Here is a 15309-nt window from a genome sequence, read left to right as displayed (position 1 = left end):
TCGAGGGGGAGCCGTACGTGAGGAGGTGGTCGGGAGGGAGTGGCGGTCGGGGTGCGCCGGGGCCGGCGCGGCGCCTTCCGCCGGTGGGCGGGCCCGCCCACCGGACCGAGGGGCGCGGCTGCGCGCGCGGGCGGTCCGTGGGCGGAAGGCGTGCATGCGGACGGACCTACATGCGGAAGACGCCGAACGGGCCGGGCGGCGGCAGCGGGGCGTTGGCGCAGGCGGTCAGGGCCAGGCCGAGGACGGTCCGGGTGTCCAGCGGGTCGATCACCCCGTCGTCCCAGAGCCGGGCGGTGGCGTAGTAGGCGTTGCCCTGGCGCTCGTACTGCTCCCGGACGGGGCGCTTGAACCCCTCCTCGGCCTCGGCCGGCCACTCCTCGCCCTGCGCCTCCAACTGGTCGCGGCGGACGGTGGCCAGTACGGACGCCGCCTGCTCGCCGCCCATCACGGAGATCTTGGCGCCCGGCCACATCCACAGGAAGCGGGGCGAGTACGCCCGGCCGCACATCGAGTAGTTGCCGGCCCCGTACGAGCCGCCGATCACCACCGTCAGCTTCGGGACGCGGGTGCAGGCGACGGCGTTGACCATCTTGGCGCCGTGCTTGGCGATGCCGCCCGCCTCGTACTGCCGGCCGACCATGAACCCGGTGATGTTCTGCAGGAAGAGGAGGGGGATGCCCCGCTGGTCGCACAGCTCGATGAAGTGGGCGCCCTTGAGGGCGGACTCGGCGAACAGCACGCCGTTGTTGGCGACGATGCCGACCGGGTGGCCGTGGATCCGGGCGAAGCCGGTCACCAGGGTCGCCCCGTACTCGGCCTTGAACTCGGCGAACCGGCTGCCGTCGACCAGGCGCGCGATCACCTCGCGCACGTCGTAGGGCGTGCGCGGGTCGACCGGGACGGCGCCGTACAGGCCGGCCGGGTCGACGGCCGGCTCCTCGGCGGGGGCCAGCGGCCACGGCCGGGCCGCACGGGGGCCGAGCCCCGCGACGATGGTGCGGACGATGGAGAGGGCGTGGGCGTCGTCCTCGGCGAGGTGGTCCGTGACGCCGGAGGTCCGGGAGTGCAGGTCGCCGCCGCCCAGCTCCTCGGCGGTCACCACCTCGCCGGTCGCGGCCTTCACCAGCGGCGGCCCGCCGAGGAAGATCGTGCCCTGGTTGCGGACGATGACGGCCTGGTCGCTCATCGCCGGGACGTACGCGCCGCCCGCCGTGCACGAGCCGAGCACGGCGGCGATCTGCGGGACGCCCGCGGCCGAGAGCCGGGCCTGGTTGTAGAAGATCCGGCCGAAGTGGTCGCGGTCCGGGAACACCTCGTCCTGCATCGGGAGGAAGGCGCCGCCGGAGTCGACCAGGTAGACGCAGGGGAGCCGGTTCTCCAGCGCGACCTCCTGGGCGCGCAGGTGCTTCTTGACCGTCATCGGGTAGTAGGTGCCGCCCTTGACGGTGGCGTCGTTGGCGACGACGACGACCTCCCGCCCGGCGACCCGGCCGATGCCGGCGATCACCCCGGCGGCCGGTGCGGCGCCGTCGTACATCCCGTCGGCCGCCAGCGGGGCCAGTTCGAGGAAGGGGGAGGCCGGGTCGAGCAGGGTGTCCACGCGGTCGCGGGGGAGCAGCTTCCCGCGTGCGGTGTGCCGGGCCCGGGCCTTGGCGCCCCCGCCGAGCGCGGCCGTGCCGAGCTTCTCGCGGAGTTCGGCGACCAGGGCGCGGTGCGCCGCGGCGTTGGCCCGGTACGCCTCGGAACCGGGGTCGGCGGCGGTGTCCAGCCTCGGCGCCGGTGCGGCGGCAGCGGGAGCGACGGGTCCGCGGGCCGCGCCGGTCGCCGGGGTGCCGGCCGCCGTGCTGCCGTTGACGCCGGTGGGTGCTCCGGCGGTGGAGATGACCATTCCAAGAGCTCCCTTGCCCTCGGTGGCAGATGGGCCGGCAGAGCCGGGTGAGCCTGCGGCCCCCACACGTTAATGAACGTTAACTTCTGTCGCCCAGGTTAACGACCGATAACCCCACTGTCTACGATGGGATGCATGTCGAACGCCCCATCCGCCTCAGGGCTCCCGCGCCGCGACCAGATCCGCAGGGAGGCGGCCCGGCTGTTCGCGGCCCGCGGGTTCCTGGGCGTCGGGGTGGATGAGATCGGCAAGGCCGTCGGCATCAGCGGCCCCGGGCTCTACCGCCACTTCGCGGGCAAGGACGCGATGCTCGCCGACCTGCTGATCGGCATCAGCGAGCGGCTCCTTGAGGAGGGGCGCCGCCGTGCGGGCGGCAGCGACGGCCCGGCCGCCGCGCTGGACGCGCTGATCGGCGGCCACGTCGACTTCGCGCTCGACGACCGCGACCTGATCACGCTGCACGACCGGGAGCTGCTGAACCTCCGGACGGAGGACCGCCGGACGGTCCGCCGGCTCCAGCGCGAGTACGTGGAGCTCTGGGTGGACGTGGTCCGCCAGGCCTACCCCCTGCTCGCCGCCCCGGTGGCGGAGCCCGTCGCCCGGGCGACCGTGCACGCCGTCTTCGGGCTGATCAACTCGACCCCGCACAGCCTCGGCCCGAACCCCGCCCCGGACGAGCGGACCGGCCTCCAGCGCGACGCCATGGCCGCCCTGCTGCACCGCCTCGCCCACGGCGCCTTCTCGGCCGCCGGCGCCGCGGACGCCGGAGTCGCCACCGGGGTCGCCGCCGGCGCCGGTGCGGGCGCCTCGGCGGGCGTCGACCCGGGCGCGGGCGCGGATCCGGACCCGGATGCCGACGCGGACGTCCGGGCCCACGCCGCGGCCGGACCCGCCGCCGAAGCCGCCGCCGAAGCCGCCGCCGAAGCCGCCGCTGCGCGGGTCTGACCGTCCGGTCCGCGGCGTCCGGGGTCGGTCGTCCGCCCTAGGACCAATGGAGGTGCGCCCGCTGCGTCGCCCGGCGGTGGGCGGTTCCGCGTGCGGTCGGCGACCCTGGTAGAGGAGCGGGGGGCCGGCCGGAGCGGGAATCACCGCAGGTTGTGGGCTGTTGGTCCCTCCGCCGGGTCGGGAATCCCGGCCCTCCCCGGCCGGAAATCCCATGGCGGCCACCCGACGAAATGGTTAGCATCCCTAAATATGCCTGAGACTCACGGATCTACGGTGGAGCTTTCCCCGAGCGGCACCCGAACCGGCTCCCGGGGCGCGACCGGCACGACCGACGGCGCACGGGGCGACACGAGCACGTCGAACGGCACCGGGCGCGTTGCGCAGGGCCCGGCCCCCGGTGCGGCGGACCCGCACGGCACCGGCGGCGCCGACCGGCCCGACGGGTCGGGCTGGCTGCGCCGACTGCTCGGCTACTGCTGGCGGTCGCGGCGCAGCGTGCTGCTGGCCTTCGGCGCCTCGCTCGTCGGCATGGCCGTCACCGCACTGGTGCCCCTGGTCACCAAGGTGATCATCGACGACGTCATCACCGCGCACTCCCGCTCGCTGGCTCCGTGGGCCGGCGTCCTGCTGCTGGCCGCCGCCGTGGTGTTCGGCTGCACGCAGGTGCGCCGCTACTACGGCGGTCAGCTGGCCCTCGACGTCCAGCACGACATGCGCAGCGACCTCTTCCGCTCGCTCGGCCGGCTGGACGGCCACCGGCAGGACCGGCTGGACACCGGCCAGGTGGTCGGCCGCGCCACCTCCGACCTGCAGCTGATCAACGGGCTGCTCTCGATGCTGCCGATGATGACCGGCTACCTGCTCATGTTCGTCATGTCGCTGGGCGTGATGATCTGGCTCTCGCCGCCGCTCACCCTGATCGCCCTGGTCATGGGCCCGGCCCTCTGGTGGATCTCGGTGCTCAGCCGGAAGCGGCTGTTCCCGTCCACCTGGGCGGCCCAGCAGGAGGCGGCGGCCGTCGCGGGCGTGGTCGACGAGGCCGTCGGCGGAGTGCGGGTGGTCAAGGGCTTCGGTCAGGAGGCCCAGGAGCTCGACAAGATGGAGTCGGCCTCGCGCCGCCTCTTCGCGGCGCGGTTGCGGTCGATCCGGCTGAACAGCCGCTACAACCCGGCGATGCAGGCGATCCCGGCACTGGCCCAGGTCGCCGTGCTGGCCTTCGGCGGCTGGCTGGCGGTCGACGGACGGGTCACGCTCGGCACCTTCGTGGCCTTCTCCACGTACGTGGCGCAGATGACCGGCCCGGTCCGGATGCTGACCATGGTCATCACGGTCGGGCAGCAGGCCCGGGCGGGCGTCGAGCGGGTGCTCCAGCTGGTCGACGAGCGTCCGCTGGTCCGGGAGCGGCCGGACGCGGTCACCCTCGACCTCACCCTGGGCGCCCCTCCCGCCGACACCGCGGCTGCCGCCCCGGGGAGCACCGGCCCCGAGAGCACCGGCCCCGAGACCGCGGGCCCCGGGACCGCCGGCGCCCCGGAGCCGGACCGGGGCGGCCGGAACGGGGCCGCAGCCGGTCCCCGCACGGCCGAGGTGGCGCTGGAGTTCGACCAGGTCGAGTTCCGGTACGACCCCGAGCACCCGGTCCCCGTGCTGCACGGGCTCAGCCTCAGGCTCGCCCCCGGCGAGACGCTGGCGCTGGTCGGCGCCTCGGGCTCCGGCAAGTCCACCGTGGCCCAGTTGGTGCCCAGGTTCTACGACCCGGCGGCCGGTGCCGTCCGCCTCTACGGCCACGACCTGCGCGACCTGACGCTCGACTCGGTCCGGGCGGCCGTCGGCATCGTGCCCGAGGAGAGCTTCCTCTTCTCCGAGACGGTCCGCACCAACATCGCCTACGGCCGGCCGGACGCCACCGACGAGCAGATCGTGGCCGCGGCCCGCGCGGCCCAGGCGGACGAGTTCGTCCGGGCGCTGCCCGACGGCTACGAGACCAAGGTCGGCGAGCAGGGGCTCACCCTCTCCGGCGGCCAGCGCCAGCGCATCGCCCTGGCCCGGGCGATCCTCACCGACCCGCGCATCCTGCTGCTGGACGACGCCACCTCGGCGGTCGACCCGCAGATCGAGGCGGAGATCCACGACGCGCTGCGCTCCGTGATGGCCGGCCGGACCACCCTGCTGATCGCCCACCGGCGCTCCACCCTCCAGCTGGCCGACCGGATCGCGATCCTGGAGCACGGCCGACTGCTGGACATCGGTACGCACGAGGAACTCGACGCCCGATGTCCCCAGTACCGGGCCCTGATCTCCGACCCCGAGGCCGGCCGCACCCCGTCCACGGCCGTCCACCCGGAAGCCACCGGCACCGACCGCAGCACCGACCACGGCACCGGCGCCGACCCGGACACCGAGGCCCCGGCCGGAACCGAAGCCCCGCCCGCCGCCCGGACCGCCCCCGCGATGCCCACCCCGGCCCTGGTCAAGGCGGCCCGCACCGCCTCCCCCGACCTGCTGGAGCGGGTCGCCGCCCTCCCGGCGGCCACCGACACCCCGGCGGTCTCCCGGACCGTGGCCGAGGCCGGCGACCCGGACTTCTCCCTCCGCCGCCTGCTCCGCCCCTTCCGCGTCCCGCTCGCCCTCGCCCTGCTGCTGGTCGCACTGGACGCGGGGGCGGGGCTGGTCCTGCCGATCCTGATCCGGCACGGCATCGACGACGGCGTCAGCAAGGCCCTGCTGTCCGGCGTCGCCGTCGCCGCGCTCGTCGCGCTGGTGATCGTCCTGCTGGACTGGCTGGTGCAGGGCGCGGAGAGCCGGGTCAGCGGCCGCACCGGCGAGCGGGTGCTCTACACCCTGCGGCTCAAGATCTTCGCCCACCTCAACCGGCTCGGCCTGGACTACTACGAGCGCGAGCTGTCCGGCCGGATCATGACCCGGATGACCACGGACCTGGACTCGCTCACCTCGTTCCTCCAGACCGGTGTGGTCACGGCCGTGGTCAGCCTGCTGACCTTCCTCGGCATCTTCGCCGCCCTGCTGATCATCGACGCCGGGCTGGCCCTGGTGGTCTTCGCGGTGCTGCCGCTGCTGATCGTCGCGACGCTGGTCTTCCGCAGGAAGTCGAAGGCCCAGTACGAGATCTCCCGGGACCTGATCAGCACGGTCAACGCCGACCTCCAGGAGAACGTGGCGGGCATGCGGATCGTCCAGGCGTTCCGGCGGCTGGACACCAACACCGACCGCTTCGTCGCCCGGGGCGTGGCCTACCGGGAGGCGCGGGTGCGGGCGCAGCTCTACATCTCGCTGTACTTCCCGTTCGTCCAGTTCCTCTCCAGCGTGGCCGCCGCGCTCGTGCTGATCGTGGGTGCCTCGCGGGTCGACGCGGGGACGCTGACCGTCGGCGCGCTGGTGGCGTACCTGCTCTACATCGACCTGTTCTTCGCGCCGGTCAACCAGCTCTCCCAGGTGTTCGACGGCTACCAGCAGGCGGCCGTGGGCCTGGGCCGGATCCGCGAGCTGCTGCGCACGCCGACCAGCACCGCGGCGGCGGCCGACCCGGTGCCGGTCCCGGACAGGCTCCGCGGCGAGATCGAGTTCGACGGGGTCGGCTTCGCCTACAACGGCGGCGGGGACGGCGCCCCGGACGTCCTCACCGGTGTGAACCTGCGGATCCCGGCCGGCCAGACGGTGGCGCTGGTCGGCGAGACGGGGGCCGGCAAGTCGACGCTGGTCAAGCTGGTGGCCCGGTTCTACGACGCGACGACCGGTACGGTCCGGGTGGACGGCGTCGACCTGACCCGGTACGACCTGGCGCAGTACCGCCACCGGCTCGGCGTGGTGCCGCAGGAGGCGTACCTCTTCGCCGGGACGGTGCGGGAGGCGATCGCGTACGGCCGACCCGCGGCCTCGGCCGCCGAGGTGGAGGCGGCGGCCCGGGCGGTCGGCGCGCACGACATGATCCTCGGACTGTCGGACGGCTACGACCACGAGGTCAGCGGACGCGGACGGAACCTCTCGGCGGGGCAGCGCCAGCTGATCGCGCTGGCCCGGGCCGAGCTGGTCGACCCGGACGTCCTGCTGCTGGACGAGGCCACCGCCGCGCTCGACCTGGCCACCGAGGCGGCGGTGCACCATGCCGCGGACCGGCTCAGCGGCGGCCGTACCGCGCTGGTCATCGCCCACCGCCTGACCACCGCCGAGCGTGCCGACCGGGTCGTCGTGCTGGACCACGGCCGGGTGGTCGAGGACGGTACGCACGCCGAACTGCTCGCGCTGGGCGGTGCGTACGCCCGGCTCTGGCAGGCGTTCATCGCCGACCGGCACGAAGGGCACGACCGGGGCGACCGGTATGACCGCTACGAGGGGCGGGAGGGGGACGAGGGGTCCGACGGGCGGCCCGCTCCGGTGCCCGGCGCCACCGTTCGGTAGGGCCCTCCGGCGGGGACGTCCGGTAGGGCCGGCCGCCCTCCCGGACGTCCCCGCGCCGACGGATCCGGCGCGGCGGGGCGCGTCCCTCAGGCCCCGCGCGTCCCTCGGGCCTTGCGGATCCCTCAGTCCGCTCGGGCCGCTCAGTCCGCTCAGGCCGCGAGCAGCGCGACCAGCAGCCCGGACGCGTCGATCCCCCGGGGCAGGTCGCTCACCTGTCCGTCACCGACCTCGACCACGCGCCAGCCGGATCCGTCGGCCCGGTGGGCGAGGTCGGTGGTGACGAAGCGGCACCCGAGCGCCCGCACCAGGGGCCGGACCACGGCCAGGTCGGGGTCGGCCGGGCAGCCGGGCGTGTCCGGGTGCGGGCCGACCAGCACGGGCTCGCCGTCCAGCCACCACACCCGGGCCTCCACCGCCGGTCCCTTTCCGGCCTGCCCGCCGGGGCTGTCCCCGTCCGCGTCCCCGTCGGTGTCCTGGCCGTTCCCGTCCGAAGGCCGCGGGCCCGACGGCCCGTCACCACGCGGTGCCGGTCCGGCCGTCCCCGCCCGTGCGAACTCCTCGAACCGCCGCAGCACCACACCGCCGGCCAGGAACTCGCCCTGCAGCTCCACGAACCGGGCGACGACCCGCTCGACGGCCGCCAGGTCGGCCAGCTCGGGGATGTAGCAGGCCTCGTGCCACTCGTGCTTGCGGGACTTCACGTAGTCCTTGACGATCGCCGGTCCGCGGCCGCCCAGCCGCGCGACGGCCGGTGCCAGCTCCTCCGGCCCCGGCGGTACCGACGCCGGGACCGGCAGCCAGACGCTGGTCGGCGTGGCGCCCTCGAACACGCCGTACCAGCCCGGGAGTTCGTGCGCGGACGCGTACCCGGGAGCGCTGGTCAGCAGATGGGCGCCGCGTTCGGCCAGAGCGGCCGCGAAGTCGGCGTAACGGTCCGCGGGCAGCATCCAGCCCCGGTACCAGAACGGGCCGCGGCCCCCGGGGACCCGGCCGACCGCCGCCTGCGCGTCGCCGGCGAGCAGGGCGTCGTGGTCGACGAGGTGGTGCTCGGCGTCCAGTCCCCGCAGCAGTCGGGCCTCCCAGGCGAAGTGCGGGTCGGGGCGTCGCCCGTCGAGCGGATCGGCCGGGAGGAGGAACGCGGGTGCGGGCATGGGCGCCAGGGTACGTCCACCGACCGTTCGCCGGTCCGTCAACACCCCACCGCTCCGGAGCCGATGGCCGGACGGGGGACGGACGAGGGGCGGACGAGGGGCGGTCGGAGCAGGGCGGTCCGTCCGACGGCCGGGCCCGGACAATCCGTTCGACGGCCGGCCCGGGCCGCTGCGAGAGTGACCCGATGCGAAACCTGTGGCGAAACGCGAGAAGGACCCCGCGCCGTGCGGCCCGGACGGTGGTGCTGGACGACCGGGGATCCGTCTTCCTCCTCCGTTCGGACAACAGCGAGGTCGGCGTGCACTGGACCATGCCGGGCGGTGGCATCGAACCCGGTGAGACGCCGAGGACGGGCGCGCGCCGCGAGCTGTGGGAGGAGACCGGCTGGACCGACCTCGAACCGGGCCCGCTGCTCTGCACCTGGGAGCACGACTTCACCTGGCACGGCACGCCCGTCCGCCAGCACGAGCACATCTACCTCACCAGCGGCCCGCACCGGGGCCCGGTCGGCGACGTCAGCGCGATGCACGCCGCCGACCGGATCCTGGAATGGCGCTGGTGGACCGCGGCCGATCTCGCGGACGGGAACGCCGACGCGCTCTGGCCGCCGACGCTGCCTGCGCTGCTGTCGGACGTGCGGGAGGGCTGGCTCGCCGAGCGGCGGGAACCGGAGCCGGTCGACCTCGGCTACGTCCCGAACGGCGGGCCGGTCACCACCTGAGCCTCCGCGGCGCGCCGTGGTGTCCGCGGGCGTCGGGCGCGAACGGGCGGACCCGCGTCAGGGCTGCCGGCGCCCGCCGCGCCGGCCCGGCCGCCCGGGCGTACCGGCCCGCCAGTCCCGGAGTTCGAGCTCCCGGTCGTGCAGGGCGCCGGGGTTGATCACGACGGAGAGCGGCGCGTCGGCCAGCTCGTCGAAGGCCAGGCCGGTGGCCGTCAGCAGCTGCTCGGTGGGGACCGAGACGGCGATGGCGGGCCGCCAGGCGGGCAGGACCACCAGACAGGTCCCGCGGCCGAGGCGGACCAGTTCCGCCGTGGCCCGGATGGTCAGCCGCTCCTCGGGGTGGCCGGCCGTCTCCGGCAGGTTCGGCGTGCCGCTGATCAGGATGCCCAGCGGTGTCTCGGCGGCGGGGGCCTGCGGGGCGGGTGCGCCCCCGGTCCGGTCCGGGTCGGGGGCGGCCGCGACGTCCGGCGCCCGCCCGGCCCTCGTGCGGGCCGGCTTCGCCGGACCCGTGCCGGGTGCCTGCGGGTGCATCCGGCGCAGTCGGCGGGACGGCGACGGGCGGCGGGTGACGGCGTTCCGCAGTTCCTCCTGGGCCGCGCGCAGCACGGGGACCGTCCGGTCCTCGGCCGCCGGCGGCTGCTGGAGCCGGACGAAACCCGTGACGTCCGCGATGACGGGTGCGCCGGTGACGGTCACGGCTCCGTCGCGACCGCCGTCGACGTGACCGCCGTCGCCGGAACAGGCGCTCTCGGACTCCCCGCCGCGCGGCCGCGGCACCGAGCCGTCGAAGGAGGTCCCGGCCCCGGCGCCACCGCGCGGAGCGCAGTCGGAGCCCGCCGCCGCGATGGAGCAGCGCGCGGCGCCGCCCTCCGCGGCCGCGGAGCCCTCCGCGGCCGGTGCCGCGGGCAGGGCACGCTCGCCGGTCGCGCGCGCGGGCGCGCCGGACGCTCGGAGGTCGGCGGGGGTCTGGTCGAGCGTGGTCATCGTCACGGGCCCTTCGGGGTACGGTCCGGATGATCCTCCCGCACCCTGCGACCAGCTCCAAGCGGCTTTCCACCTGCTGGGCACGACGGCACGTGTTCCGTCCCGCCCGGGCCGGGCCCCGGCGGAGCACCGCGCGTCCGGGACGGGCAACCCGGCGGGACGACGTCGGCGGTCGCCGCGTCGAGCACCCGGTCGCGGTGGCCCGAACATCCCGGTTCGTCCCGGTCCGACCCGTTCCGGGCAGCGCCACGGTGTCTCAAAACCTGACATACCGGGCAAATCAATTCGATAACAACCCTTCGAAATAAAGGTACACGCCTTTACGTCCCATGCATCGGCGATCGGTGGGCCAGTGTGTTCGAGTGAATCGAAGGGAGTGGTTCAGATCACCAGGGGTTGGCCTACTCAACCTTCGGTACCCGCACCTAGGGTGCGCAGGTGGTTGATCAGCAGCTCTCAGAGCACGGAAGCAGCGGACGGGCAACGGCGCCCACCGCTCCGCAGGGTGCCCCGGTCAGTGGTGCCAGTGGTGGAGCCCCCGATCCGGGGGCGGCGGGGGCAACGGGGGACAAGGGGCTACGGGGGAACTCGGTCGGCCTGCTGAGCAGCGTGGTCCTGGGCGTCTCGACGGTCGCCCCGGTCTACTGCCTGACCGCGACGCTGGGTCCGACGGTGACAGCCGTCGGCGTCCAGATGCCCGCGGTGTTCCTGGCGGGCTTCCTGCCGATGCTGCTCGTCGCGTTCGCGTACAAGGAGCTGAACAAGGACTTCCCGGACTGCGGCACGTCCTTCACCTGGACGGTCAAGGCCTTCGGCCCCCGGGTCGGCTGGATGGCCGGCTGGGGCCTGACGGTGGCCACCATCATCGTGCTGTCCAACCTGGCCGGGGTGGCGACCGACTTCCTCTACCTGATGCTCGGGGAGATGACCGGCAGCGGCGCCGTCGCCGAGCTGAACGACGACAAGGCCGTCCACCTGCTCACGGTGGTCGTGCTGATCGCCGCCGCCACCGCGATGAGCTACCGGGGCATGACCGCCACCAAGTGGTTCCAGTACAGCCTGGTCGGGCTCCAGCTCGCGGTCCTGCTGCTCTTCGCGGGCGTCGCCATCGCCAAGGCCGCCGCCGGGGACCTGCCGGACTCGATCGGCTTCTCCGCCTCCTGGCTCAACCCGCTGGAAGTGAGCTCGTTCAGCGCGTTCACCGCCGGCCTGTCGCTCTCGATCTTCATGTACTGGGGCTGGGACACCTGCCTCACCATGAACGAGGAGACCAGCGGCAGCGCCAAGACCCCGGGCCGGGCCGCGATGATCTCGATGGTCACCCTGGTCGGCTCGTACCTGCTGGTCGCGATCGCCTCCCAGATGTTCGCGGGCGTCGGCACCACCGGGACCGGCCTGGGCAACCCGGACACCGCCGACAACGTGTTCTCCGCCCTGGCCCGCCCGGTGCTCGGCTCGCCGTGGAGCATCCTGCTGTTCCTCGCCGTCGTCGCCAGTGCCGCCGCGAGCCTGCAGACCACCTTCATCCCGGTCGCCCGCACCCTGCTCGCGATGAGCGCCTACCGGGCCGTCCCGCCGCGCTTCGGCGCCGTCCACCCGCGCTTCCGCACTCCCGGGTACGCCACGGTGGCCGCCGGTATCGCCACCGCCGCCTTCTACGTCGGCATGAGCGTGATCAGCGAGAACGTCGTCCAGGACACCATCCTGGCCCTCGGGCTGATGATCTGCTTCTACTACGCACTGACCGCCTTCGCCTGCGTCTGGTACTTCCGCCGCTCGCTCCGCGGCGGTCCGCGCGACCTCCTGGTCAAGGGGATCGCCCCGCTGCTCGGCGGAGTGCTGCTCAGCGCCGTCTTCCTGCAGACCCTCACCGACGCCTGGGACCCGGCGTACGGCAGCGGCTCCGTGTTCGGGATCGGCTCGGTGTTCGTCATCGGCGTCGGGATCCTGCTGCTCGGCGCGGTGCTGATGCTCTGGTACGGCGCGTACCGGCCGGAGTTCTTCCGCGGCGAGACGCTGCGCAAGGACACCCCCGCCCTCGTCGTGGAGGACTGACGCTATCCTCGGAGGCATGAAGCGCTTCGCAGGTCTCGACTGGTGGCCGTCCTAGGACGGCCACCAGCCACGCCTGAACAGGGCCGTCCGGGATGGACGGCCCTGTTGCGTTTCTCCGACGGGACGGGCCCGGAGCCCCGGACGGCCACACCACCGCCGTACCGAGGAGAGACCCCGTGACCACCAGCACCGTCGCCACCACCACCGCGACCGCCGTCGCCACCGCCACCCCGGCCGCCGTCGCCGACGCGGACCTCGACGAGGGCATCCGCCGCGATCCGGGCGCCCACCGCGTCCTCACCGGCGACCGCCCCACCGGCCCGCTCCACCTCGGCCACTACTTCGGGACCCTGCGCAACCGGGTGCGCCTCCAGCGCCGGGGCGCCGAGATGTTCGTCGTCATCGCCGACTACCAGGTCATCACCGACCGGGACGTCGCCGACCGCCTCGCCGAGCACACCGAGGGCCTCGTCCTCGACTACCTCGCCACCGGCCTCGACCCCGACCGCGCCACGATCTTCGCGCACAGCGCCGTCCCCGCCCTCAACCAGCTGCTGCTGCCCTTCCTCAGCCTGGTCAGCGTCGCCGAACTCGGCCGCAACCCCACCGTCAAGGACGAGATCGCCCACTCCGACCAGTCCACCGTCAACGGACTGATGTTCACCTACCCCGTCCACCAGGCCGCCGACATCCTCTTCTGCAAGGCCGGCCTCGTCCCCGTCGGACAGGACCAGCTGCCCCACCTGGAGGTCGCCCGCACCGTCGCCCGCCGGTTCAACGAGCGCTACCCGCACGCCGACGGCACCGCCGTCTTCCCCGCCCCCCGGGCCCTGCTCTCCGACACCCCGCTGCTGCCCGGCACCGACGGCGGCAAGATGAGCAAGAGCCGCGGCAACGCCATCCCGCTCTCCGCCGACGAGGACACCACCGCCCGTCTGATCAAGGGCGCCCGGACCGACGCCGACCGCCGCATCACCTACGACCCGGCCGCCCGCCCCGGGGTCTCCGGCCTCGTGCTGCTCACCGCCCTCTGCCGCGACCGGGCACCGGAGGAGGTCGCCGAGGAGATCGGTGACGGCGGCGCCGCCGCGCTCAAGAGGACGGCGACCGAGGCCGTCAACGAGCACCTCCGCCCGATCCGCGCCCGCCGTGCCGAGCTCGCCGCCGACCGCGGCCACGTCCGGCAGGTCCTGCGCGACGGCGCCGCGCGAGCCAACGCCGTCGCCGACGCCACCCTCGACGAGGTCAGGGAGGTGATGGGATCGGTGTGAAGGCGTCAGGGCATAACCTCTCGGGGCGGCCCCACCGGAACCGCCCCTGACACCGCACCACCCGCCGCCACCACCCGCCGTCACCACCCCCCCCGGAAGGAACCCGGCCATGGACCAGCACCCGACCACACCCGGCCGAGGCCTGACCCGTCCGCCGCACCTCCGCCCCGGGGACCACGTCGTCGTGGTCGCCCCCAGCGGCCCCATCGATCCGCAGCGGCTCACCGCCGGCAGCGCGATCCTGCGGTCCTGGGGGCTGCGGGTCACCGTGGCCCCGCACGTCCTCGACACCCACCCCACCCTCGGCCACCTCGCCGGCACCGACGCCGACCGCGCCGCGGACCTTCAGGACGCCTGGCTCGACCCCACCGTCGACGCCGTCATCTGCGCCCGCGGCGGGTACGGCGTCCACCGCATGGTCGACCTGCTCGACTGGGAGGCCATGCGCGCGGTCCGGCCCAAGGTGCTGGTCGGCTTCAGCGACGTCTCCTCCCTGCACGAGGCCTTCGCCCAGCGGCTCGGCCTCGCCACCCTCTACGGGCCGATGAGCGCCACGGCCTCCTTCATCGGCGACGGCCCGACCGCCGAACACCTGCGCCGCACCCTCTTCGACCCCGCGGCCACCACCGTCCTCACGACGCCCGGCGCCGGCCGGCTCGTCCCCGGCCGCGCCCGCGGCGTCACGGCCGGCGGCTGCACCCACGTGCTGGCCGCGGAGCGCGGCACGCCCGCCGCCCGGCCCTCGTACGCCGGAAGCATCCTGATCCTCGAAGACGTCAACGAGCACCCCTACCAGCTCGACCGCCTCCTCACCCAGTTCCTGCGCTCGGGCGCCTTCGACGGCGTCGCCGGGATCGCCCTGGGCTCCTGGGAAGGCTGCGGGCGCCTCGACCGCGTCCGCGACGTCATGCTCGACCGGCTCGGTCCGCTCGGCATACCCGTCATCTGGGAACTCGGCTTCGGCCACTGCCCGTCGACCCTGACGGTGCCGCTCGGAGTCCCCGCCCTGCTCGACGCCGACGCCGGCACGCTCACCCTCGAACTGCCCGCCCTCGCGGAGCGGCCGCCCCTCGACGACTCACCGACCGACCGGCGGTGACGCGGACCGGTGAGTAGGGTGCGCCCATGAACGCGGACAGCCCGGCGGACAGCCGCCCAGCGGACGGCCCCACCGCTCTCGCCCTCGGCCTTCTGCGCGGCCCCGGCAGCAGTGCGCGTGTGATCCTCGGACTCGCCGGCCCGCCCGGCGCCGGCAAGTCCACCCTCGCCCGGCACCTGGTCGCCGAGGTCGAACGCCATGAGGGCCCCGGCAGCGCCGCCTACCTCCCGCTCGACGGCTTCCACCTCTCCGCCGCCCAGCTCGACCGCCTCGGCCTCGGCCACCGCAAGGGCGCACCGGCCACCTTCGACGCGCACGGCTACGCCGCACTGCTGCGCAGGGTGGCGGGCGAGCGCTTCCAGGACATCTACGTCCCCGACTTCGACCGCCGCCTCGACGAACCGGTGGCCGCCCGCCACGTCGTCCGGCCGCACACCCGCCTGGTCGTCACCGAGGGGAACTACCTCGCCGCCCCCGACCATCCGTGGTCGGAGGCCCGAGGGCTGCTCCGCGAGCTCTGGTACGTGGACACCGACGACGCGGTACGGGAGGAGCGCCTCCTCGACCGCCACCGCGACGGAGGCCGGGACGAGGCGGCCGCCCGCCACTGGGTCGCCACCAACGACCACCCCAACGGCGAGTACGTGAAGACCGGCCGCTCGGTCTGCACGCGCATCGTCCGGGGCACCGATTTGCTTCCGGCCCCGGGTGGGCGTAGTGTTCTCTAGTCGCTCGGCAGGGAGCACCGGACACGCATCTGCGCGGACGGTCCCGGGGC

The 15309-nt window shown here is 74.4% G+C and carries 9 protein-coding genes and 1 pseudogene; 7 read left to right on the top strand and 3 right to left on the bottom strand.

Features of this window, described 5'->3' with window-relative positions:
• Positions 1 to 166: 166 nt before the first annotated feature.
• Complete coding sequence (locus tag OG550_RS12935) at positions 167 to 1888, bottom strand: carboxyl transferase domain-containing protein (protein WP_327677089.1); 1722 nt, start codon at positions 1886 to 1888, stop codon at positions 167 to 169.
• Positions 1889 to 2023: 135 nt separating this feature from the next.
• Here OG550_RS12935 and OG550_RS12930 point away from each other — a divergent pair.
• Positions 2024 to 2653: pseudogene (locus tag OG550_RS12930) on the top strand (SACE_7040 family transcriptional regulator); the annotation flags it as partial.
• 633 nt (positions 2654 to 3286) lie between these two features.
• Positions 3287 to 7249 carry an ABC transporter ATP-binding protein gene (locus OG550_RS12925; protein WP_327683844.1) on the top strand — a complete coding sequence of 1321 codons (3963 nt, stop codon included), beginning with the start codon at positions 3287 to 3289 and terminating at the stop codon, positions 7247 to 7249.
• Between the two features lie 149 nt (positions 7250 to 7398).
• On the opposite strand, the gene OG550_RS12920 is transcribed toward OG550_RS12925, so the two are convergent.
• The gene (locus OG550_RS12920) at positions 7399 to 8400 is read right to left on the bottom strand and encodes an ATP-grasp domain-containing protein (protein WP_327677087.1); all 1002 of its coding nucleotides are present in this window, start codon (positions 8398 to 8400) and stop codon (positions 7399 to 7401) included.
• A 185-nt stretch (positions 8401 to 8585) separates the two neighbouring features.
• On the opposite strand from OG550_RS12920, the gene OG550_RS12915 reads away from it, so the two are divergent.
• Positions 8586 to 9122, top strand: coding sequence for an NUDIX hydrolase (locus OG550_RS12915; RefSeq protein ID WP_327677086.1), 537 nt, complete (start codon positions 8586 to 8588; stop codon positions 9120 to 9122).
• Between the two features lie 57 nt (positions 9123 to 9179).
• On the opposite strand, the gene OG550_RS12910 is transcribed toward OG550_RS12915, so the two are convergent.
• On the bottom strand, positions 9180 to 10106 hold the full coding sequence (locus tag OG550_RS12910) for a hypothetical protein (RefSeq protein ID WP_327677085.1): 927 nt from the start codon (positions 10104 to 10106) through the stop codon (positions 9180 to 9182).
• Positions 10107 to 10703: 597 nt separating this feature from the next.
• Between OG550_RS12910 and OG550_RS12905 the strand changes: the two genes are divergently transcribed.
• The 4 genes from OG550_RS12905 to OG550_RS12890 all read left to right on the top strand — a co-directional run bounded on the left by OG550_RS12905 (position 10704) and on the right by OG550_RS12890 (position 15259).
• Positions 10704 to 12161: an APC family permease gene (locus OG550_RS12905; protein WP_327683842.1), complete on the top strand. Its 1458-nt coding sequence runs from the start codon at positions 10704 to 10706 to the stop codon at positions 12159 to 12161.
• 92 nt (positions 12162 to 12253) lie between these two features.
• Positions 12254 to 13432 carry a tryptophan--tRNA ligase gene (trpS, locus tag OG550_RS12900; RefSeq protein ID WP_442905988.1) on the top strand — a complete coding sequence of 393 codons (1179 nt, stop codon included), beginning with the start codon at positions 12254 to 12256 and terminating at the stop codon, positions 13430 to 13432.
• 109 nt (positions 13433 to 13541) lie between these two features.
• Positions 13542 to 14531 (top strand): S66 peptidase family protein, encoded by a 990-nt coding sequence (locus tag OG550_RS12895; protein WP_327677081.1) that lies wholly within the window; start codon positions 13542 to 13544, stop codon positions 14529 to 14531.
• Between the two features lie 26 nt (positions 14532 to 14557).
• A complete protein-coding gene (locus OG550_RS12890; RefSeq protein ID WP_327677079.1) occupies positions 14558 to 15259 on the top strand; it encodes a nucleoside/nucleotide kinase family protein in 702 nt (233 codons plus the stop codon).
• Positions 15260 to 15309 lie beyond the last annotated feature (50 nt).

Source organism: Kitasatospora sp. NBC_00458, from assembly GCF_036013975.1.
GTDB lineage: Bacteria > Actinomycetota > Actinomycetes > Streptomycetales > Streptomycetaceae > Kitasatospora.
This window is presented reverse-complemented; position numbering and strand designations above follow the sequence as displayed.

Bases quoted from the DNA above. Each gene is read 5' to 3' on its own strand.
- OG550_RS12935 (WP_327677089.1), bottom strand. From the start codon at position 1,888: ATGGTCATCTCCACCGCCGGAGCACCCACCGGCGTCAACGGCAGCACG.
- OG550_RS12920 (WP_327677087.1), bottom strand. From the start codon at position 8,400: ATGCCCGCACCCGCGTTCCTCCTCCCGGCCGATCCGCTCGACGGGCGA.
- OG550_RS12915 (WP_327677086.1), top strand. From the start codon at position 8,586: ATGCGAAACCTGTGGCGAAACGCGAGAAGGACCCCGCGCCGTGCGGCC.
- OG550_RS12910 (WP_327677085.1), bottom strand. From the start codon at position 10,106: ATGACCACGCTCGACCAGACCCCCGCCGACCTCCGAGCGTCCGGCGCG.
- trpS (WP_442905988.1), top strand. From the start codon at position 12,254: ATGGACGGCCCTGTTGCGTTTCTCCGACGGGACGGGCCCGGAGCCCCG.
- OG550_RS12895 (WP_327677081.1), top strand. From the start codon at position 13,542: ATGGACCAGCACCCGACCACACCCGGCCGAGGCCTGACCCGTCCGCCG.
- OG550_RS12890 (WP_327677079.1), top strand. From the start codon at position 14,558: ATGAACGCGGACAGCCCGGCGGACAGCCGCCCAGCGGACGGCCCCACC.